Source organism: Streptomyces sp. P17 (assembly GCF_032436805.1).
Classification (GTDB): Bacteria; Actinomycetota; Actinomycetes; order Streptomycetales; family Streptomycetaceae; genus Streptomyces.
Window position 1 is genome coordinate 1 of record NZ_JAVRBF010000182.1, and the last position, 1,235, is coordinate 1,235.

General features: G+C 66.1%; 2 protein-coding genes and 1 pseudogene. All 3 read right to left on the bottom strand.

Annotation, left to right across the window (positions count from 1 at the left end):
* A pseudogene (locus RMT89_RS40205) lies at nucleotides 1-204 on the bottom strand (hypothetical protein); the annotation flags it as partial.
* Nucleotides 205-206: 2 nt separating this feature from the next.
* Complete coding sequence (locus tag RMT89_RS40210) at nucleotides 207-830, bottom strand: hypothetical protein (RefSeq protein WP_315888700.1); 624 nt, start codon at nucleotides 828-830, stop codon at nucleotides 207-209.
* A gap of 37 nt (nucleotides 831-867) precedes the next feature.
* Nucleotides 868-1,235 (bottom strand): hypothetical protein (locus tag RMT89_RS40215; protein WP_315888701.1); only part of this gene is annotated, 368 nt, incomplete at its 5' end.

Below are 1,235 nucleotides of genomic sequence, written 5' to 3' on the forward strand. Positions count from 1 at the left end.
CGGCTCGATCGCGCCGAGGTTGGCGATGTTGAGCTCCAGGCCGGACGGGAAGAACCCCTTGGGGTAGTGCCCATCGGTCAGGCTGGTGCCCTTGGTGAACGTCGACACGTCGAGCGTGCAGGTGTGGTTGTTGACAATTGCGTGAGCCGAGGCGAGCCAGGAACGATTCCCGCCCGAGAACGACTCAACCTTCATGCGAGGCATGGTCACTCCTTCTTCTGATGTAGTTGCCGGTAGGCGTCGCGGCCCGCTTGAACGGTGCCGCCCTTGTTGGAATCGCCCCCACCTCGCCCGATGGACGGGTCCGGCTTGGGGCCGCGGGGCTTCGCGCCGTCGCTGCCGGTGTGGTCGGCGGGTGCCAGCCGTGCCGCGAGGGCATTTAGCTGGTCTTGGCTGGTCGTCGCGACCAGAAGTTTGATGTCGTCCTCGGCGGTGATGCCGTGGGAGCGGGCCGCCCGTTCGACGGCCAGCTCGTGCTGCATGTGCTGCATCTGCGCCGCAACGTCCTCGACCGTCACCTTGGTTGGGTCGGGGGTCTCCGCGCCGGCAATCGCTGCCAGGCCGCGTTTCAGCTCCGACATCTGCCGCTCCAGCTCCTTGCGTCCGTCGCGCTCCCTCTGGAGGGCGCGGAGGCCGCTGTCGCCGAGCTTCTCGTCGGACTTGTCGGCCTTGTCGTCATCCTTGGGCGCCTCGGGGGCCTTGCTGCCGTCGGAGGGTTCCTTGGGGGCCTCTGGGGCGCTGTTGTTGTCGGCCAGCATCGTGAAGCCGCCGAACAGGGCGCGGTGAGTGTCGATGATCTGTCGCAGATCGTCGGGCGTGTGGTGCGGCATCGTGCCACCTCTCTGGGGTTGGATGCGCTGACCTCGCTCAGCGCATGTACTTGTGTTTCCGCAGTAGCTGGATCGCCATGTCCTGGTCGTCGCCCGCCTTGGCGTAGATCGCTTTCGGGGTCCAGCGCTCCATCCTGCGAGCGCCGTACATGGTGCGGGCGCCGTTGGCTCGCAGCACCGACTTCTTTTCGCCGTCCTTGGTGATGCGGACAGCCGGCTTGGCGTTGATGACTTGGTTGATGTCAGCGCCGTCCTCGATCGCCCGAAGCTGGTCTCGGGTGAGGTCTTTGATGTCGGACACGTCCAGCGGAGGCACTGAGGGTTTATCCCGGTCACTGACAGCCACCAGACGCCCTTCGCAGAAGCGGTGCCGCGAGAACGACCTCGCGCCGGGCGAGACAAGCT